The sequence below is a fragment of the Actinomadura barringtoniae genome (assembly GCF_017573505.1).
Classification (GTDB): Bacteria; Actinomycetota; Actinomycetes; order Streptosporangiales; family Streptosporangiaceae; genus Spirillospora; species Spirillospora barringtoniae.
On record NZ_JAGEOJ010000001.1, the window covers coordinates 843,054 to 861,375 of the forward strand.

Here is an 18,322-nt window from a genome sequence, read left to right on the forward strand (position 1 = left end):
GCCGCGCATCAGTTGCCTCCCTTCTGCCCGTTGTTCATCCATGGGCAGTTGGAGTTCGGTGCGGGCAGCGGGCACGGGATGCCGTCCTTGTTCAGCAGCCCCTGCAGCCAGGTGCGCAGCACCGCGTCGGTGACCAGGCGGATCTGCAGCGACTTGTTCTTGTCGTTGTAGCCGCCGATGAACGCCTTGCCGACGCCCGGCAGGGACGACAGCAGCAGCGCGAGCTGCTTGGAGTTGCCCTTCAGCATGAGCGAGGTCTTGGTGAGGACCGCCAGGTCGTAGGGCAGCTGGCCCTTGTACTTCTGGATCAGCTTGTCGCCGTTCTTGGACAGGTCGAGGATGCCGCTGATCAGGTCCTGGATCTCGCCGCGCTCGGAGCTGAGGACCCGGGTGGCCTCACCGAAGTTGCGGATCATCGAGCCGAGGATCTGCTCGCGGCCGCGGACCACGCCCGCCAGCTTGTTCAGGTTCTGCGCGACCTCGATGAGCTCCTTGTCCTGGCCGGCGACGTTCTGGACCAGCCGCGCGCCCTGTTCGAGGGTGGCGTTGAAGTCCTTGCCGTTGCCGTTGACCGTGGCGGCCGCCTGGCCGAGCGCGGTCTGCATCTTGGTCGGGTCCAGCGCGTTCGCCAGGTTGGTGAACGAGGAGAGCGCGTCGTCGACCTCGACCGGCACCGAGGTGCGCTCGATCGGGATCGTGTTGCCGGTCTCCTTCGCCTGGCCCGGCTTCCAGGCCGGGTGGAGCACGAGGTTGCGCTCGCCGACCAGGTTCAGCGGGACGACCGAGGCCTGCACGCCCTGCGGGAGCGGCACGTCCTTCTTCAGATGGAAGGTGACCTTGATCCGGTCGTCGGGCATCCCCGGGCAGGTGGAGGAGTCGCACGGCTTGACGCTGTCGACCAGGCCGACGTCCGCGCCCATCACCTTGACCTTGGACTGCTTGTAGAACGACCTGGCCTTCGGCAGGTAGACGGTCATCTCGCGTTCGCCGCCCGTGCCGCCGGAGATGACCGAGCAGCCGCCGGCCGAGGCGACCAGCGCCAGGGACAGCCCCGCGATGATCCCGGTGCGCGCCTGCCTGGTCAGCAGCCTCGTCGCGTTCACTGTGAGCCGCATGTCAGTTGCCTCCGCCCTGCTTGGCCGGGGGCCGGCGCGTGGAGATCGGGCCGGGCGGCTGCAGCGGGCCCAGCCCGGTGATCATGCCCTCCACCCACTTGCCGTTGCCCTTCAGGTTGGCGACCTGGGTGAAGGTCGGCCCGAGCAGCGAAAAGTTGGTGTTGAGCGCGTCCATGTTGGGCGCCAGCCGGGTCGTCAGCAGGTGCAGGTTGTCCAGCAGCCCGTTCAGCTCCGCCTGGTGCTTGCCGATCACGTTGGAGAGCGTCCGCACGGTCTGGCTGCCCTGCCCGATCGTGGCGGCCAGCTCGTTCCGCCGGTCCACCAGCGTCTGCAGCAGGACCTGGCTGTCGGTGACGATCTGGGTGAGCTTGTCGTCCTTGGCCGCCAGCGTGCCCGTGATGGTCTTGCTGTTCTCGATCAGCTTCTGGACCTCGGGGTAGGAGTCGTTCAGCGTCCGCGACAGGCCCTGCACGTTCTGCAGGATCTGCTTCAGCTTGGCCGCGCTCGGCGACTTGATCTTGGTGACCTCGGTGAGCAGCTTCTCGATGCTCTTCTGGTCGAGCTTGCCGACGATGTTCTGCGCGCCCTCGAGTGCGTCGGGGACGGTGAACGGGACGCTGGTGTGCTCGACCGGGATCCGGCGCCGCGACTCGGGCAGGCTCGCCATGTACGGCTTGGCGACCGGCCCCGACAGGCGCATGTAGCGGCCGCCCAGCAGGGTCGAGGTCTCGACGCCCGCGTGCGCGTCCTTGCCGACGTCGATGCCCTTGTTGATATGCCAGGTGACCACGACGTTGCCGTGCTTGAAGTCGGGCTCGACCGAGGTGATCCGGCCGACCTTGACCCCGGCCAGCCGCACGTCCTGGCCCTTCTTCACGCCGGCGGTGTCGGTGAAGACGCCGCTCATCGTGTAGCCCTGGTCGAACAGGTGCAGCTGGCCGACCGCGAAGGCGAACACGCAGCCCGCGCCGACCACCGCGATCGTCACGATCGCGACGAGCTTCTGGTTGACGTCCCGCAGGGACTTGAGGGCCATCAGTTACCGCCCCCGGTGGTCCCGCCGTTCGCGCCGCCCGCGCCCAGCATCTGCCTGAGCTTGTCCAGGTCGGCCTTGGACGGCCCGGAGTTGGCGGAGGACTTGGCGTTCGGGTCCTTCGGGAACTGCATGGGGAACGGGCAGGGCCCCTGCATGATGTTCAGGCACAGCGCGTTCGTCCGCATGAAGTGACCGCCGTTGACCGCCGCGAACAGCTGCCGCAGCGTCAGCGGGAGGTTCTGCACCATCTTCTCCAGCTGGTCGACGTTCAGCTTGAACGTCTCGGCGACGTTCCCGAGATTGGTGACGATCCGGGCCAGCTGGGCGTCGTTGCCGCCGAGCACCTGGTTCAGGTTGGTCGTGACGCCCGAGACCTCGACGACCGCGTTCTCCAGCAGCTGCCGGTTGTTGGCGAACACCTTGGTGAGCTCTTCGAGGTTGTCCACGCTGGCGGCGATCTGCTTGTCGCGGACCGCGACCGCGTCGCTGACGGTCGCGTAGTTCTTGATCATCCCGCTGATGGTCGCCTTGCGGGCGGCGAACGTCTGGAGCAGCCCGTCCAGGTTGGTGATCATCAGGTTGATGTTCTGCTCGTTGCCGTCCAGCGCCTGGGAGAACGAGAACAGGATCTTGTTGATCTGTTCCGGGTTCAGGTTCTGGGTGATCGGGCCGAGGCTGTTGACCACGTCGCCGAGGTCGACGACCGAGCGCGTCTTCGGCACCCGGGCGTTCGCGCCGAGCTTGTTCGGGCTGGTGCCGGGCTCCAGGTAGACGATGCGCTGGCCCATCGCGTTGCGCCAGCGGATCGCGGCGGTCGAGTCGTCGGGCACCCGCACGTCCTTGTCGATCTCCATCGACACGACCGCGCGGCCCTCCTTGACCTTGATCGACTTCACCTGGCCGACCGGGGTGCCTGCGATCTTGACGATGTCGCCCTGGAGGAGGCCGGACACGTCGTCGAAGGTCGCGGTGAGCTTGTAGCGGGAGTTGAAGCTGGTCCCGAGGATCTGCTGGCCGATGAAGAACGTCAGCGCGCCGGTCAGCAGGACGAAGACCACGAACTTGGCCGTGACGCCGATCTGGGGGCCACGGCCCGATTTGAGGCGGCGGAAGACGCTCATGGCTTGGTCCCCCTTCCCTTGGCCGGGTTCTGCGCGCCGTTCCGGCCGCCGTTCTGCGTCGCGGGCTTCTGCGCGCCGTTCTGCGTGGCGGCCTTGTTCTGGCCCGGAAGCGCCATGTCGAACGCGGTCTTCTTCGGCGGCGTCGGGCAGATGTCGATGAACAGCTGGCACAGGTCCAGCGAGAGCGGCACCTTCACCTGGGCGAGCTGCGAGCCCTGCGGGCCCGGCACCCGGATGATCCGCGAGAGCAGGCCGAAGAAGCCGTTCAGGCCGTCGATCAGGATCGGGATGTCGTTGCGGCGGGCCGACAGCGCGTGTGCCACGTCACCGCCGTTGTCGATGATCGAGCCGATGTTCGCGCCGTGCTGGTCGGTGAAGTCACCGACCTTGTCGGCCAGGATCCCGGACTGGTCCAGCAGCTGGGAGACCTTGTCGGGCCGGCCGTTCAGCGCGGGCGACAGGTCGTTGAAGTCGCGGGTGAAGCCGACCCAGGTGTCACCCCGGCTGCCGAGCGTGCCCGACAGGTTGCTCACGTTGGCGATGAGGCCCTGGATGACCGCGCGGTCGGCGTGCGTCGCGTCGATCACCTTGCTGCCGTTGTCCACCACGCGGCGCAGCGCCGGGCCCTGGCCGTTCAGGCCCGCGCCGAAGGTGTGGACGATCGCCGCCACCTCGTCGGGGTTGATCGCCTTGGTCAGGTTGTAGGTCGGCCAGGCGGTGTCCGACAGCTCCTGCGGGTCCTTGGTCTGGGTGATCGTGCCGCCGTCGCGCAGGAACGGGCCGCCGAGCTCGTGCGCCCCCTGGTCCAGCGCCAGGTCCTTCGGGCCGAACACCGAGACCGGCTCGATCGTGGCGCTGGCGGTGTCGGACACCTTCTGGCCCTTGTCGACCCGGATCTTCACGGTGACCTTGCCGGCGTTGTCCAGCTTCACGCTCTGCACGGCGCCGACCGTGATGCCGCGGATCTTCACGTCCGACTTGCCGGGGTCCAGGCCCTGCCCGGCCCGGCCGAACGTCGCGGTGTAGTAGGTCGAGCCCGCCACCGACGGCTGGGACCCGACCACCACGAACGTGGCGGCGGCGGCGATGACGCCGGCGCCGACCAGGCCGAAGACCGTCCGGGAGCGGCTGGACAGTGCTTCCTCGCTCATCCGGTCAACCTCACTGTGCTGCCGTGGCCCCAGAAGATGTACGAGAGGACGAGGTTCATGAGGATCATCAGGATCGTCGACTCGCGGATCGCACGACCCGCGGCGACTCCCACGCCCACCGGGCCGCCCGCGGCATAGTAGCCGCGGTAGCAGTGGATGAACATGATGATGAACGCGAAGACCGCCACCTTGATGACGCTGTAGAACACATCAATGGGCGGTAGGTACAGGTGGAAGTAGTAGTCGTAGATGCCCGGCGACAGCCCGTAGATCTGGACGCTGATGAATCTGGTCGCCCAGAAGGCCATGAACAGCGACACCAGGTAGAGCGGCACCAGCGCGATGACGCCGGCGGCGACCCGCGTGCAGACCAGGTAGGCCAGCGAGTTGATGCCCATGACCTCCAGGGCGTCGATCTCCTCGGAGATCCGCATCGCGCCGATCTCGGCGGTGAAGCCGGTGCCCACCTGGGCGACGAGCGCGACGCCCGCGATGATCGGGGTGACCTCGCGGACGTTGGAGTAGCTGGCCACCAGGCCCGTGAACGCCTCCGCGCCGATGCGTTCCAGTCCCGGATAGCCCTGCTGCCCGACGATGGCGCCGGTCGCCAGCGACATGGTCGCGATGACGAAGATCATGCCGCCGCCGATCACCAGCGCGCCGACACCGATCGTGATGTCGCTGACCTGCTTGGCGAGCGTCTTGCCGTACTTGCGCCGGATGATGATGTCGAAGAGCAGGTGGTACAGCACCCGGCCGAGGAAGATCGGGAGGTTGGCCGAGGCGGCGAGGCCCGCGGAACGGTCCGAGACCGCCCGGCCGAGTCTGCGTACGGGGGAAATGGCGACCATCAAAACCTCGGGGGGAAGAGGACCTGGTAGATCGTGGTCAGGATGTAGTTCGTGGCGAAGACCACGATCGAGGTGACCACCACCGCCTGGTTGACCGCGCGCCCGACACCGACCGGCCCGTAGTCGCAGTTCATGCCCATGTAGCAGGCGACCGCGGCGGCGATGAAGCCGAACACCCAGGCCTTGAAGATCGTGATGACCAGGTCGGAGAACTGCAGCAGGGTGGTGGCGCCGTCGAAGAACGCGCCGGGGCTGACGCCCTGCTGGATGACGTTGAAGTAATAGCCCCCCATGACGCCGGCGAGGATCACCACCGAACAGAGCAGGGCCGAAACGGTGCTCGCCGCCCAGAGCCTGGGGGTGACCAGGCGGTGGACGGGGTTGATGCCCATGACCTCCATGGCCGAGAGCTCGTCGCGGATGTTGCGCGCTCCCATGTCGGAGGTGATGGCCGAGCCGCCGACGCCGGACACCAGCAGCGCGGCCGCGAGCGGCGCGACCTGCTGGACCATCGCGGCGACCAGCAGGGCCCCGGTTCCCGAGGCGGCGCCGAGCTGCCGGGCGATGTCGCCCACCTGCAGCGAGATGGTGGCGCCCAGCGGCACCGCGATGAGCATGACCGGCACGCTCGTGACGCGGGCGAGGAACCAGCATTGCTCGATGAACTCGCCCCACCACTGGCGCACGTCCCAGGTGCGGCGCAAACCCTCCAGGAGGGTCACGCACAGCAGGCCTGTCTCGTCGAGCATGCGCTCGAACCGTCTGCGGGCCAGGGCAGGAGCCTTGTTCAGGCTCATCGTCATCAGGCGGGACCCTCCCCAGCGGGGGTGGCGTGAAGGGTCATTCCAGCCTCCTTCTGTCTCGGACGTCGGCGCCCATCCGATAGATCACTGGCGACACGCTCATCGTTGGACAACAACACTGGCACCGCCTGTGATCTGGAGCACTCTATTGGAAGAAGGTCTAAGAAGCGAGTACTTACATCCTGATTTGTCCGAAGCTACGATCAGCCGGTGCAAATCGAGACGCAAGGAAGCGTTGATCCGCTGGTCACCGGCATCCGGGACCGCTGGGACGGGCAGAGACTGCCCGGAGAACCCTGGGCGTTCATGGCCATCTGCTCGGTCGGACGGCTCAACCAGTACGTGAAGAAGGCCCTGGACACCGAGCTGAAAGAGCACGGTCTGAGCCGTACCGGCTATTTCCTTCTGACGACGCTCGCGCTCACCACGAACGGGCGTGCCCGGCTGAGCACGCTCGGCCGGATCCTCATCATGCACCCGACGACGGTGAAGCTGACGGTCGACCAGCTCGAGGCCGCCGGTCTGGTCACGCGGACCCCTCATCCACGCGACCGGCGGGCGACGCTGGTCGCCATCACCGAGGAGGGAACGCAGCGGGCGGGCGCGGTGAACGAGTCGCTGGAGGCACCCGAAGGAGCGCTCGCGGCGCTGGGCGGACTGCACGAGGACCTGTTCTCGGCGCTCCAACCGGCACGGCTTGCCATCGGCGACCTGGAGCTCTAGAAAGTCCCCGGTGATCGTGAACCGAGCGTGAAGACGCGTGCGTACCTGGTCATCGAAGGCGAAACCACTCCGGCGATAAGGCAATCTACTTCCATGCCTCAGAGTCCCGGCACGCGCAGACGATCCTCGGCGCCCCGTTCGAAACAGCGGTCCCAGCAAGGCCGCGGCGGCGGGCGGCGGCGGGAGCCACGGCGCGAATCGCTCCCCCGCGGCACCCATGAGACCCCCGGCTACCTGGACTCGGACGAGCATTCGCTGCCGCCTCTCCCGGCCGAGCCGAAGGGCCCCGGGATGGCGAGGCGGGCCCTCACCAACAACGTCACGATCACGCTCGTGGCGGCGCTGGCGCTCGCCGGCGGCGTGGTGTTCCTGGACTTCGAGGGCATCGGATCCAAGCTGGGGCTGGGTTCGGACAAGCCCCCGGTGGGGGTCCCGTCGGACGTGTCGGCGAACGACATGCTCGCCATGGCGCAGAGCTCCGACATGGACCCCATCGCCGCCGACGCGGTCGCGGCCGCCAAGAAGCGGGCGTACGAGAAGGAGCAGAAGGAGCTCAAGGCCCTCAAGGAGAAGGCCAAGCGCGACGCCAAGGCCAGGGCCAAGCTGAAGGCCGAGCAGGAGCGCGAGCGGCTGGCCAAGATGAACCCCAGCTCCGCCCAGAACCAGGCGTACGGCAAGAAGATGAGCGCGGCCAAGGGCTGGGGCGACTGCTGGCCGTCGCTGAAGACCCTCTGGGAGCACGAGAGCGGCTGGAACGAGCGGGCCACCAACCCCTCCAGCGGCGCGTACGGCATCCCGCAGGCGCTGCCCGGCTCCAAGCTGGCCAGCGAGGGCGCCGACTGGCGCACCAGCTCCCCCACTCAGATCGCCTGGGGACTCGGCTACATCAAGGCCCGCTACAAGGACCCCTGCGGCGCTTGGTCCTGGTGGCAGGCGCACAACTGGTACTAATCCGCAGACCAGCGCGTTCAACGAGATCGCGCGGCGTGCCACCATGTGAAGATGCGGACCAGCAAGGCGCGCCAGGCGAACGGCACGGAGGGCGGCGCGAACCTCGGGCGGCAGTGGGCCCGGGCCGACGCCACCCGGCAGGCGCTGCTGACGGCGGCCCAGGAGGTCTTCGCCGACCGCGGGTTCGGCGACGCGGGCATCGCCGAGATCGTCGAACGCTCCGGGATAAGCGTCGGCAGCCTCTACCACCACTACGGCGGCAAGGCGGGCCTCTACCTGGCGCTGTGGGAGGAGCTCACCAGCGAGCAGGAGGAGAGCGCGGCGAGCGCGGTCGCGGCGGCGCGCAAGGCGGGCGAGACCGACCCGATCGCGCTGTTCATCGCCGGTGCCCGTGCCTACCTGGAGGTCTGCTGGGAGGAACGCGAGGCGGCCCGGCTCTTCCACGGCGGCGAGGGGCCGTCCGGCTTCTCGCTGATGCGCCGCAGCCGCGCGCAGAAGTGGATCGGCCAGAACACCAAGCTGCTGAGCGGGCACGGCGGCGACCGGGCCACACAGGTGCTGAGCCTGGTCCTCACGACCGTCATCGGGGAGGGCGGCCGGGAGATCGCGCTGGCCGACGACGAAGCGGAGGCGACTGAAATCATCGATGAGGTTTGCCGTATTCTCATTCGATTGGCCCGCTGAGGGTGTTGATGGGCGCGGAGTGAAACTAGGCCGCTACTCTGACCCTCAGATCACCCGCCGCTGACTGATCGCCTGACGCAGGACCGACGCACGAACCGACGCAGATCACCCCCCGCACGATCCAACCCCCGCACGATCCAACCCCCGCACGATCCACCGGACGCACAACGGAGACTCCCCGCTCCCATGCCGACCTCCACCTGGTTCCGCCTCAACGTCGCCAAGCGCGAGCGCGTGCTCGTGGTGGCGATGCGCGAGTTCGGAGATCACGGCTACTCGACCGGAAGCCTGAACACCATCGCCCGCGAGGCCGGGATCGCCAAGGGCTCGCTGTTCCAGTACTTCAGCGACAAGCTGGAGTTCTTCGCGTTCGTCTGCGACGAGGCCTCCCGCCGGATCCGCGAGGAGATGGAGCGGCGGATCGCCCTGCTGGACTTCGAGCAGACCTTCGACGGCTGGCTGTTCGACGTGCTGTGCGAGTGGACCGAGTACATGGCCGACCATCCGCTGGAACGCGCCGTCACCGCCGCCACCAACTTCGAGCTCGACAACAGCGTCCGGTCGGTCGTGCGCGACACCGCCAACCAGCACTACCTGCAGGTCATCCATCCGACGCTCCAGCTGTGGCAGGAACGCGGCGAGATCCGGGCCGACGCCGACCTGGACGTGCTGGCCACGCTGATGCTGATGGCGCTCCCCTATCTCGCGCTGTCGCCGTACTACGACGGGCTCGACCCTGTGCTGGACCTGCGCGGCCGTACGCCCGCCGAGCAGCGGCCGGTGATACGGCAGCTCATCGCGGGCATCAAACCGCTCTTCGCGCCTCTCAAATAACACTCCCTTTGAAACAAAGGTGCGCAGGCGGTCGGAATAGTGGTCAAGGCCCGCGCGAATAGGGCCTTTCTGTGTGGATCATTCCGGGGTTACAGTCCGTGCATGCGGGTCCATCGTTCCCTTGCAGCTTCGCTCGCCGTGTCGATGGCGCTGGTCGCCGGCGCCTCCTGCGGCGGGTCCGACAAGAAGTCCACCGGGCCGAACGGTCTTGAGAAGTCCCAGCTCACCGTGGGTGTCATCCCGATCCCCGACTCGGCGCCCGTCGCGATCGCCAGCGCGCAGGGCTTCTTCAAGGCCGAGGGGCTCACCGTCAAGCTCGAGACGATCCAGGGCGGCGCGCCCGCCATGCAGAAACTGCTGGGCGGCGGCCTTGACGTCACTCTGACCAATTATGTGTCGCTCTTCCTGGCCCGTTCCAGAGGCAACAAACTGGAGATCGTCGCGAACGCGGCGCAGGCCAGGCCACATCTGTACGACCTCATGGTCACCAAGACGTCCGCGCTGAAGACGCCCGCCGACCTCAAGGGCAAGCGGATCGCCGTCAACACCCTGAAGAACGTCGGTGAACTGTCGGTGGTCTCCACGCTGAAGGCGCAGGGTGTGGACCCGAAGGACGTGAAGTTCGTCGAGTACCCGTTCCCCAACATGGCGCAGGCGGTGCAGAAGGGCGACGTCGACGCGGCCTGGATGACCGAGCCGTTCATCACGGCCGGGACGGCCAAGCTCGGCATGCGGTCCATCGGCGACACCATGACCGGCGCGACCGCGAACCTGCCGATCGCGGGCTGGGCGGTCTCGGACAAGTTCGCCAAGGCCGACCCCAAGACGGTCGCGGCGTTCCAGCGCGCCGTCGGCAAGGCGCAGCGGATCGCGGCGAGCGATCCGACCTCCGTGCAGAAGATCATGCCGACGTACGCGCCGATCGACGCGGCGACGGTGAAGGCGATCACGCTGCCCGTCTACCCGACGACCGTCGATCCCGCGGTGATCCAGCGCGTCCCCGACCTGATGCTGCAGTACGGCTACCTGAAGGAGAAGGCCGACGCCAAGGCCGCCATCGCCGGAACGGGCGGATGACCACCTCGCGCGCCGACCTGCTTCGCGGCACGGTCGGCGTCGCGGTGTTCCTCGGCCTCGCCGAGGTCGCCGGCCGGGCCGGGCTGGTGGACGCCAAGGTGCTGCCGCCGGTGTCGGCGGTGCTGGAACGTGCCGGGCGGCTCGCGGCCGACGGTGGCTTCCGCGCGGATGTCGCCGCGACCCTCACCGCCTGGGCGTACGGGCTGCTGTTGACGGTGGCGATCGGGGTCCCGGCCGGGCTACTGATCGGCTCGGTGCCGGGGGTGGCGACGGCGGCGCGGCCGTTCATCGAGTTCCTGCGGCCGATCCCGTCGGTGGCGGTGATCCCGCTGGCGCTGCTGATCTTCCCGGACGCGCTGGACATGAAGCTGGCGGTGATCGTGTTCGGCGCGGTCTGGCCGGTGCTGATCAACACGGTGTACGGGCTGGGCGAGGTGGACCCGCTGGCCAAGGACACGCTGCGCGGCTTCGGGTTCGGCCGGCTGAGCGTGCTGCTGCGGGTGTCGCTGCCGAGCACCGCGCCGTTCATCGCGACCGGCGTGCGGCTGGCCTTGGCGATCGCGCTCATCCTGGCGATCAGCGCCGAGCTCATGGGCGGCGGCGTCGCGGGCATCGGCACGTTCGTCATCAAGGCGGGCGCCAGCGTCGAGGGCGTGGAGATGATCATCGCGGCGACGGTGTGGGCGGGGGCGTTCGGGGTGGCGTTCAACGAGCTGTTCGGGCTGGCCGAGCGGAGGGCGTTCCGCTGGCATGTGGCCCGTACCGCGGAGGCGGGTGCCGCGTGAACCTCGGGGGCTGGGCGCTGCGGCTGGTGCCGGTGCCGGTGGTGCTCGCGGTGTGGGAGGTCTGGGCGCGGGGGAAGGAGGACGTCAACTACCCGCCGCCGTCCACGATCGTGTCGGCGATGCGGGAGCTGTGGCTGAGCGGGCCCGCCTCGCATCTGTGGCTGACGGACGCGGCGCTGACCGACGTTCCCGGCAGCGTGCTGCGGCTGCTCACCGGGTGGGTGGTCGCGGGGCTGATCGGGATCTCGCTCGGGGTGGCGCTGGGGCGTTCGGCGAAGGCGTACGCCTATGTCCGGCCACTGGTGCACTTCGGCTACGCGATCCCGCCGATCATGCTGCTGCCGTTCTTCATCGCGCTGTTCCGCGGCGGCACGCAGATGCAGCTGGCCACGATCGTGTTCGGGATCGTCTGGCCGATCCTGCTGAACGCGATCGACGGCGCCCGCGCGGTCGACCCGCTGCACCTGGACACCGCAGCGGTCTTCCGGCTGTCGCGCCGGCAGCGACTGGTGCGCGTCCTCCTGCCCGCCGCCTCCCCCAAGATCTTCGCCGGGCTGCGGCTCAGCCTGTCGCTGGCGCTGATCCTGATGGTGATCTCGGAGATGAACGGCAGCACCGAGGGCATCGGCTACGAGCTGCTGGACCAGCAGCGCAACTTCAACGCCCCCGGGGTGTGGGGCGGCATCGTCCTGCTCGGAGTCCTCGGCCTGCTTCTTAATGCCTTGTTCTCGGTCGCCGAACGTCGTCTACTGGCCTGGCACCGAGCCGCCACGTCCGGCTCAGGTGCCGGCCGAATCAACTGACCCCGCCCGACCCCGGAAAGGGAAAGATGACCGACGCCGACTCCGCCTACCTCACTGATCCCGCCAATCTCATCGTGGACGTCATCGGGGGCCTCTCTCGTTTCGCCGCCCTGGCCGTACTAGCCGATCTGGGCGCCGCCGACCACCTGCGCGACCGCGGGCCGCTCACCCCCACCGAACTGGCCGTACGCTGCGGCGCCGACGCTCCCGCCCTCGGCCGCGTGCTGCGCGAGCTCGCCTCCATAGGTGTGGTCGCCTCCGCTGAGGGCGGCCGGTATGCGCTCACTCCGGCGGGCGCGACCCTGTGCACGGACGGGTCGATGCGTGCTGGCGTGCTGATGAACGCGCACCCGACGTTCCGCTACGCCATGGACCACCTGCCGGTCACCGTGCGGCAGGGGCGTTCCGCGTTCGCCGACCACTACGGCGGCATGTACGAGAGCCTGCGCGCCGACGCCGAGCTGGCGCGCCTGTTCGACGCGTACATGTACTCGCGCGCGGTGCCACTGATCGAGGCCGCCGCGTCGCTCTATGACTACGGGGGCATCGGGACTCTGGTGGACGTGGGCGGCGGCAACGGCCACTACCTGCGCGCGATCCTGCCCCGCCATCCGGAGCTGCGGGCCGTCCTGTTCGACGTCGACCACGTCATCACGTCCGCGCGGGATGCCATCGCCGAGGCGGGCCTGGCGGAACGGTGCGAGTGCGTCGCCGGGGACTTCTTCGCGAACGTGCCGTCGGACGGGGACGCGTACCTGCTGGGAAGCGTGCTGCACAACTGGTCGGACGAGAACTGCGTGCGGATCCTGCAGAACGTGCGCAAGGCGATGTCACCTGAAGGGCGAGTGCTCATCCTGGAGTACGTGCTGCCCGACGGGGACGACCCGCATGTCGGCAAGGACATCGACATGCGGATGCTGGCTTTGTTCACCGACGCTCCCGAACGCAGCCGTCACGAATATGCGGAGTTGCTGGCTCAGGCGGATTTGCGGATCGAGGACGTCGTCGAGTTGTCGAACGACGGCAGCATCATCGACGCCCGCCCCCGGTGACACAGGGAACTGCCGGCGACCGGCGAGTGCTTTTCCATAAATTCTCTTAACACTGCGAACTCGCGTCACGGTAGCGGCATCGGACTTCATGTACGACGAGCAAGGAGCCGGCGGCCAATGTGGTCCCGGCCGACCTTCAAAGGAGATGTGCATGAAGTCCTGGCGCTCCCTCGCCGCCGCCGGCCTGATCGCCGGTGCCGCCATGGCCACGGTCTCGCTGACCACGGGCACCGCGCACGCCGACCCCGGAACGTGGACGGTGGCCGCGGGCGGCTATCCGAATCTGTTCGCCTGCCAGGTGGACGGGGTCGACTACGTCGCCCATCCGGAGAACAACGGTGGCTACACCCAATTCGCGTGCGCCCCGGACAACGGACACTGGACCATGTGGGTGAAGTAACCCAGTCGTCCTGAGAATTCTCCGTTCCGAGACCATGGCTCGGGCGGAGAATTCTCTGTTGCCAATAGGGCCGATATGGCCACTATGAAACGCGAGACCAGTCGAGGAATTTCTCGACCATCGGAAGGACGAAGTCGGGGCGATTGACGATCTGGACGTGCTTGGTGTCCGGGAGCACCGCGAGCTGCGAGCCGGAGATGAGCTCCTGCATCCGGACCGCGTGTCCGGGCTTGGTGAAGTCCTGGTCACCGATCATGATCAGGGCCGGCGACCCGAGGCCGGAGAGCTCCTCGTCCGACCAGCCCTGCCAGGTCTTGTTCACAAGAACGCTGAGCCTGCCCAGGAACGTCTCGAAGTGACCGGGGTCGGGAGCGACCTCGACATAGGCATCGCGCATCTCCGCGAAATCGGCCTTGGTCGGCATCCGCGTGGAGCCGGGATCGTTCGCGCGGATCTCCTCGTGAACGCCGTCCGGCCGGTAGTTCGCGGACAGCAAGACCAGGCGCCCCGTGCGGCGGGGATGGCGCAGCCCGAACTGCAGGGCGGTCAGACCGCCCAGACTGAAGCCCAGGATGTCCGCGCGCTCGATGCCGAGGTGATCGAGGACCCCGAGGACGTCGTCGGCGAACGCCTCGATGCTCATCTCCCGGTCGGTGTCGGCCGTGCGCCCATGTCCCTGGAGCTCGATCGCGACGACCTGGCGGTGCTCGGCGAGCGCGGGCAGGACCCGGCCGAAGGACAGCTCGATCGTGTGCGCGCCGCCGTGCAGGAGCACCAGCGGCCGCTCACCGCCCTCACCATGGACCTCGTAGTAGATCTTCAAGCCGTTCACATGCGCGAAGCCGCTGCTCATTGCATCTCCTTGGTCATCGTTCGAGGAGGTAGACCCGCGTAGGCGGCGAGACTCATCGCAGCGCCGCGGACTTGCCCTCCAGGTAGCGCTGCTCGGGAAGGCTCGTGGTGTAGCGGGCGGCCGTGCGGTAACTGTCGCGGGCCTCGTCCGGGCGGTCCGCCATCTCCAGCAGGTGGGCCCGTACGGCGTGCAGCCGGTGGTGCTCGGCCATCCGCTCGTCGGTCTCCAGCCCGTCGAGGATCTTCAGGCCCTCGTCCGGGCCGTGGACCATGGCGACGGCGACGACGCGGTTCAGGGTGACCATCGGGCCTGGCGCGGCCTGCTCCAGCAGCCCGTACAGGGCGAGGATCTGCGGCCAGTCGGTGTCCTCGACGCGCGGCGCCTCGTCGTGCACGGCCGCGATCGCCGCCTGGAGCTGGTACGGGCCGAGCCCGCTCGTGCTCTCCAGCGTCCTGGTGATGATCTCGACGCCCTCGGCGATCAGGGCGCGGTCCCAGCGTTCGCGATCCTGCTCGGCCAGCGGTACCAACGACCCGTCAGGCCCGGTGCGGGCGTTCCGGCGCGCCTCGGTCAGCAGCATGAGCGCGAGGAGACCGGCCACCTCGCTGTCGCCGGGGAGCCGTTCCCGCAGCATGCGCGCGAGGCGTACAGCCTCCGCGGTGAGGTCGCGGCGCTGGAGGTCGGCGCCCGCCATCGCGGTGTAGCCCTCGTTGAACATCAGGTAGAGAACGTGCAGAACCGTCCGCAACCGCTCCTCGCGTTCACTCGCGGGCGGCAGCTCGAACGTCGCGCCCGCCTTGCGCACGGTCTGCTTGGCGCGGCTGATCCGCTGCGCCATCGTCGCCTCGGGAACGAAGAAGGCGTGCGCGATCTCGGCCGTGCCGAGCCCGCCGAGCGCGCGGAGGGTGAGGGCGATCTGCGACGGCGGCGACAGGGCCGGATGGCAGCACAGGAACAGCAGGGTCAGGCTGTCGTCCTCGTCCCCGGCGGTGTCCTCGTCGGCGGCCGGGGCGTGCAGGTCGGGGGTCGCCAGCGCGTCGTCGTCCTCGCGCCGGCGGCGGGCGGCGTCGCTGCGCACCCAGTCGGTGAAGCGGCGCGTGGCGACCGTGACCAGCCAGCCGTACGGGTTGTCCGGCGTGCCCTGCTCGGGCCACTGGGTCGCGGCGGCGAGCAGCGCCTCCTGGACGGCGTCCTCGCAGGCGTCGAACCGCCCGTACCGCCGCATGAGCGCACCGATGACCTGCGGCGTCAGCCGGCGCAGCAGATCGCCCAGCGGCTCATCCGGCCCTTGGGTCACATTCTGTCCCAGGCGTCGTGCTTGATCGGCCAGACCTCCACCGCGCGGAACGAGGCGAACGGGATCTCGGCGGCGATCTCCAGGGCGCGTTCCTCGGTGGGCACGTCGAGCATGTACCAGCTGGCCAGGTACTCCTTGGACTCCAGGTAGGGCCCGTCGGTGACGGCCGGGACGCCCTCGCGGACCCGGACGGTCTTGGCCTGGTCGGCGTCGGCGGTCCCGTAGGCGCCGAGCAGCTCGCCGGACTCCTTGTAGCGCTTGTTGAAGGCGTCCTGCGCGCCGATGTGCTCGCGGAAGTCGTCCGGCGAGAACGAGTCCCACAGCTCCTTGTTGCCGTAGATGATCACCATGTACTTCACGATCGCGACCTTCCCCTGTTCTACGTCTCCCAGAGACTATGGCCTTCATGAACGACAAAAAGTCCTACTTCATGGTCGCCGACAGTGCCGTTGAGCTGCTCGCGGACCCCGCCGTAGCCGCCGCGTGGCACGAGCCCAGCGCCCTGGAGGGCTTCACGGTGGGCGGCCTGGCCGAGCACCTGGCCTCCCAGATCTTCAACGTGCGCCGCGTGCTGGACGCCCCCCTGCCGCCCGAGCCGCCGATCGGGCTCCTCGACCACTACGAGCGGGTCGCCTGGACCACCTCCGGCCTCGATCACGAGGCGAACGTGATCATCCGGAAGACCGGCGAGGACGCTGCGGCGGAGGGTCCCGCCGCGATGGTCAACCGGGCCCGCGCCGCGCTGGGCGACCTGCGCGAGACGATGCCCGAGGACCGGCCGGTGTTCCTGCCGTGGGTGCGGTGGTCTCTGAGCCTGAACGACCTGCTCATCACTCGTCTGATGGAGCTGGCCGTTCACTCCGACGATCTCGCGGTGAGCGTCGGCCTGCCCACGCCCGTACTGCCGGACGAGGCCACGGACGTCGTGGCGGTGCTGCTGACCCGGCTGGCCGTCCGCAAGCACGGCCTCACCCCGGTGCTGCGCGCCCTCAGCCGTGCCGAACGAGCCCCCGAGACGATCGCCGCCTTCTGATCCTTTCTGTAGAGGACGGCTCCTGGCCTACACGCAGGCCAGTCTGGAGGCATGACTTCCACAACGCTGCACACCTACTTCAGCTACACCGACGCTCCAGCCGCCCTGCGCTGGCTGGAGCGCGCCTTCGGCTTCGAGACGACGATCGAGGCGGCCGACGACAAGGGCGGCATCATGCACGCCGAGCTCCGGCGCGGCGACATCGCGATCATCGTCTTCAGCGACGACGCGGGGCGCGACCGCATCGAGGTCAAGGGCGAGACGGTCGGCCACGGCACCTACGTCGGCGTCGCGTCGGAGGGCGAGGTGGACGCGGTCTTCGCCGACGCGGTCAAGGAGGGCGCGACACCGATCTGGAAGCCCGAGGCCACCAAGTGGGGCAACTACCGGTGCCGCGTCCTGGACCTTGAGGGCTACGAGTGGACCTTCGGCATCTACCGTCCCGGCCTAACCGGTGAGGAAGTCCAGGACCAGGGGTGAGGCCTGCTCGCGGAACTCCTCGAAGTAGGCGTGCCGCGCGCCCTGGATGAGATGCATCTTCGCGCCGGGGATGCGATCGGTGAGCAGGGACGCGTTGGCGGCGGGGTTGAAGATGTCGTCGGTCCCATGGACGACCAGGGTCGGCGCCGTGATGTTCGGGAGGACCTCCCAGGCGTCGTGGCCCGCGCTCGCCGCGAAGTGACGGCGGCGCGCGTAGGGCGGCATGGTCGGGTCGCCGATGACGTTGTACGGGTCTGGGTGGGTCGCGAGCCACCCAGGCGTGTACATCAGCTCAAGGAGCGCTCGCTCAGCCCTGGACCTGTCGGCCTGGGCGAGCGACTTGCGCACGTCGTGGCCACGTTCGACACCGTGCTCGCCGCCCGGCGAGGTGCAGCCGAGGACGAGCGATCCGACCCGTTCAGGATGATCCACCGCCAGCCACTGCGCGACCCGGCCGCCCATCGAGGTGCCGTAGACGTGGACTCGGTCCATGCGGAGGCCGTCCAGGATGGCGATCACATCGTCGGCGAAGCCTCGCGTCGTGTACGGCTGGTCGGGTTTGTCGCTATCGCCGGTCCCCCGGTAGTCGAACGTGATCGTGCGGAAGCGGCCCTCGAAGTCGTCGCGGACCTCGTCCCACCAGTGGTGACTGTTGGCCTGTCCGGCGATCAGAACGAGGGGGTCGCCCTGCCCTCTGACCTGGTAGGCAATGGCTGTCCCATCCTCGGAAAACACAGTGGGCATGCGCCGGACTCTACTGTTACGTTCCCCGGATGAAACGAGTGCCGTACACCGGCGATGAGAAGGAAAGCCTCCAGGCCAGCATGGACCGGCATCGCGAGGCGGTCCTGTGGAAGGTCGAGGGGCTGGACGACGAGGCACTGCGGCGGCCGATGACCCCGTCAGGCACGAACCTGCTCGGCCTGGTCAAGCATCTGGCGGCGGTCGAGTACTGGTGGTTCGCCGACACGTTCGGCCAGGAGCACGAGGAACTCCCGTTCGACGACGATGACGAGGACGCCGACCTGCGCGTGGACCCGGGCGAGAGCACGGCCGACGTCCTGGCGTTCTATGAACGGGCCCGCGCCTCCTCGGACCGGGTGATCGAGAAGTTCGGCATCGAGGACCTCGGCACCAACGAGCGCGGCGAGTCGATGACGCTGCGCTGGGTGCTCATCCACATGATCGAGGAGACCGCGCGGCACGCCGGTCACATGGACATCGTGCGCGAGCTCATCGACGGCGCCTCCGGAGACCACGACCGCGTCGACGA

General features: G+C 68.4%; 22 protein-coding genes. 12 read left to right on the top strand and 10 right to left on the bottom strand.

Annotated features, from left to right (window positions below; all coding sequences use genetic code 11):
* Positions 1-8 precede the first annotated feature (8 nt).
* From J4573_RS03805 to J4573_RS03830, 6 genes are read right to left on the bottom strand one after another with little or no spacing between them, the layout of a single operon-like run.
* Complete coding sequence (locus J4573_RS03805; RefSeq protein ID WP_208253757.1) at positions 9-1,115, bottom strand: MCE family protein; 1,107 nt, start codon at positions 1,113-1,115, stop codon at positions 9-11.
* Position 1,116: 1 nt separating this feature from the next.
* Entirely contained in the window at positions 1,117-2,151 is a 1,035-nt protein-coding gene (locus J4573_RS03810; protein WP_208253758.1) for an MCE family protein, read from the bottom strand.
* The gene (locus J4573_RS03815) at positions 2,151-3,272 is read right to left on the bottom strand and encodes an MCE family protein (RefSeq protein WP_208253759.1); all 1,122 of its coding nucleotides are present in this window, start codon (positions 3,270-3,272) and stop codon (positions 2,151-2,153) included. Before J4573_RS03815 ends, J4573_RS03810 begins: the two co-directional genes overlap by 1 nt.
* Positions 3,269-4,423 (bottom strand): MCE family protein, encoded by a 1,155-nt coding sequence (locus J4573_RS03820; RefSeq protein ID WP_208253760.1) that lies wholly within the window; start codon positions 4,421-4,423, stop codon positions 3,269-3,271. The genes J4573_RS03815 and J4573_RS03820 overlap by 4 nt, the downstream gene beginning before the upstream one ends.
* On the bottom strand, positions 4,420-5,274 hold the full coding sequence (locus J4573_RS03825; RefSeq protein ID WP_208253761.1) for an MlaE family ABC transporter permease: 855 nt from the start codon (positions 5,272-5,274) through the stop codon (positions 4,420-4,422). The genes J4573_RS03820 and J4573_RS03825 overlap by 4 nt, the downstream gene beginning before the upstream one ends.
* Positions 5,274-6,077, bottom strand: coding sequence for an MlaE family ABC transporter permease (locus J4573_RS03830; protein ID WP_208253762.1), 804 nt, complete (start codon positions 6,075-6,077; stop codon positions 5,274-5,276). The genes J4573_RS03825 and J4573_RS03830 overlap by 1 nt, the downstream gene beginning before the upstream one ends.
* Positions 6,078-6,287: 210 nt before the next feature.
* Here J4573_RS03830 and J4573_RS03835 point away from each other — a divergent pair, with 210 nt between their 5' ends.
* The 9 genes from J4573_RS03835 (at position 6,288) to J4573_RS03875 (ending at position 13,386) form a co-directional block, all read left to right on the top strand.
* Positions 6,288-6,800, top strand: coding sequence for a MarR family winged helix-turn-helix transcriptional regulator (locus tag J4573_RS03835; protein WP_307796472.1), 513 nt, complete (start codon positions 6,288-6,290; stop codon positions 6,798-6,800).
* 291 nt (positions 6,801-7,091) lie between these two features.
* The gene (locus J4573_RS03840) at positions 7,092-7,751 is read left to right on the top strand and encodes an aggregation-promoting factor C-terminal-like domain-containing protein (RefSeq protein ID WP_243772319.1); all 660 of its coding nucleotides are present in this window, start codon (positions 7,092-7,094) and stop codon (positions 7,749-7,751) included.
* Positions 7,752-7,802: 51 nt separating this feature from the next.
* Positions 7,803-8,435 (top strand): TetR/AcrR family transcriptional regulator, encoded by a 633-nt coding sequence (locus J4573_RS03845; protein ID WP_208253764.1) that lies wholly within the window; start codon positions 7,803-7,805, stop codon positions 8,433-8,435.
* 186 nt (positions 8,436-8,621) lie between these two features.
* Positions 8,622-9,269 (top strand): TetR/AcrR family transcriptional regulator, encoded by a 648-nt coding sequence (locus J4573_RS03850; RefSeq protein WP_208253765.1) that lies wholly within the window; start codon positions 8,622-8,624, stop codon positions 9,267-9,269.
* A gap of 102 nt (positions 9,270-9,371) precedes the next feature.
* On the top strand, positions 9,372-10,346 hold the full coding sequence (locus J4573_RS03855) for an ABC transporter substrate-binding protein (protein WP_208253766.1): 975 nt from the start codon (positions 9,372-9,374) through the stop codon (positions 10,344-10,346).
* On the top strand, positions 10,343-11,131 hold the full coding sequence (locus tag J4573_RS03860) for an ABC transporter permease (protein ID WP_208253767.1): 789 nt from the start codon (positions 10,343-10,345) through the stop codon (positions 11,129-11,131). The genes J4573_RS03855 and J4573_RS03860 overlap by 4 nt, the downstream gene beginning before the upstream one ends.
* Positions 11,128-11,934: an ABC transporter permease gene (locus J4573_RS03865; RefSeq protein ID WP_208253768.1), complete on the top strand. Its 807-nt coding sequence runs from the start codon at positions 11,128-11,130 to the stop codon at positions 11,932-11,934. The genes J4573_RS03860 and J4573_RS03865 overlap by 4 nt, the downstream gene beginning before the upstream one ends.
* A gap of 26 nt (positions 11,935-11,960) precedes the next feature.
* Entirely contained in the window at positions 11,961-12,986 is a 1,026-nt protein-coding gene (locus tag J4573_RS03870; protein ID WP_208253769.1) for a methyltransferase, read from the top strand.
* Between the two features lie 151 nt (positions 12,987-13,137).
* The gene (locus tag J4573_RS03875; RefSeq protein WP_208253770.1) at positions 13,138-13,386 is read left to right on the top strand and encodes a hypothetical protein; all 249 of its coding nucleotides are present in this window, start codon (positions 13,138-13,140) and stop codon (positions 13,384-13,386) included.
* An 82-nt stretch (positions 13,387-13,468) separates the two neighbouring features.
* Here J4573_RS03875 and J4573_RS03880 read toward each other — a convergent pair whose 3' ends face one another.
* The 3 genes from J4573_RS03880 to J4573_RS03890 are packed head-to-tail and all read right to left on the bottom strand — an operon-like array spanning position 13,469 to position 15,886.
* Positions 13,469-14,239 carry an alpha/beta fold hydrolase gene (locus J4573_RS03880; RefSeq protein WP_208253771.1) on the bottom strand — a complete coding sequence of 257 codons (771 nt, stop codon included), beginning with the start codon at positions 14,237-14,239 and terminating at the stop codon, positions 13,469-13,471.
* 52 nt (positions 14,240-14,291) lie between these two features.
* Complete coding sequence (locus tag J4573_RS03885) at positions 14,292-15,536, bottom strand: RNA polymerase sigma factor (RefSeq protein WP_307796473.1); 1,245 nt, start codon at positions 15,534-15,536, stop codon at positions 14,292-14,294.
* Positions 15,533-15,886, bottom strand: a complete 354-nt coding sequence (locus J4573_RS03890; RefSeq protein WP_243772463.1) for a YciI family protein — start codon at positions 15,884-15,886, stop codon at positions 15,533-15,535. The genes J4573_RS03885 and J4573_RS03890 overlap by 4 nt, the downstream gene beginning before the upstream one ends.
* Positions 15,887-15,942: 56 nt before the next feature.
* On the opposite strand from J4573_RS03890, the gene J4573_RS03895 reads away from it, so the two are divergent.
* Together J4573_RS03895 and J4573_RS03900 are read left to right on the top strand one after the other, a co-directional pair.
* On the top strand, positions 15,943-16,569 hold the full coding sequence (locus tag J4573_RS03895) for a maleylpyruvate isomerase N-terminal domain-containing protein (protein WP_208253773.1): 627 nt from the start codon (positions 15,943-15,945) through the stop codon (positions 16,567-16,569).
* Between the two features lie 51 nt (positions 16,570-16,620).
* Entirely contained in the window at positions 16,621-17,049 is a 429-nt protein-coding gene (locus J4573_RS03900; protein WP_208253774.1) for a VOC family protein, read from the top strand.
* Here the strand turns inward: J4573_RS03900 and J4573_RS03905 are convergent.
* The gene (locus tag J4573_RS03905; RefSeq protein WP_208253775.1) at positions 17,017-17,793 is read right to left on the bottom strand and encodes an alpha/beta fold hydrolase; all 777 of its coding nucleotides are present in this window, start codon (positions 17,791-17,793) and stop codon (positions 17,017-17,019) included. The genes J4573_RS03900 and J4573_RS03905 overlap by 33 nt on opposite strands.
* A 29-nt stretch (positions 17,794-17,822) precedes the next feature.
* On the opposite strand from J4573_RS03905, the gene J4573_RS03910 reads away from it, so the two are divergent.
* A partial coding sequence (locus J4573_RS03910; protein ID WP_208253776.1) for a DinB family protein occupies positions 17,823-18,322 on the top strand: 500 nt, incomplete at its 3' end.